Raw genomic sequence first — 309 nt, 5'->3', positions numbered from 1 at the left:
CAGCAATACGCGGTGCTCGGATTCGGCGACCCCAGTTACGACCAGTTCTGCGGCCACGGCCGCAAGCTCGACGATCGCTTCGCCGAGCTGGGCGCGAAGCGGTTGCATGCGCGTGTCGATTGCGACACGGATTTTCAGCCGGCCGCCGACAAGTGGCTAGAAGCCGTGATCGCAAAGATCAAGGCCGACGACGCGTTGCTGTATGAAGTGCCCGCGCAAGGCGTGATTCCCTCCGTGCTGCCGGGCGCGACGCCGTCGAAGACGAGTCCCGCCCAGTCGCGGCGCGTCGACAATCTGCGCCTCAATCGC

1 protein-coding gene is annotated in these 309 nt (G+C 65.4%); it reads left to right on the top strand.

Features of this window, described 5'->3' with window-relative positions:
- The coding region (locus tag SB753_RS36070) for a flavodoxin domain-containing protein (protein WP_410804887.1) at positions 1-309 on the top strand (309 nt) is incomplete at both ends.

The sequence above is a fragment of the Paraburkholderia sp. SIMBA_053 genome (genome assembly GCF_046534895.1).
GTDB lineage: Bacteria > Pseudomonadota > Gammaproteobacteria > Burkholderiales > Burkholderiaceae > Paraburkholderia > Paraburkholderia caledonica.
The sequence above is the reverse complement of the archived record's forward strand: the minus strand, read 5'-3'. Positions and strand labels throughout refer to the sequence as shown.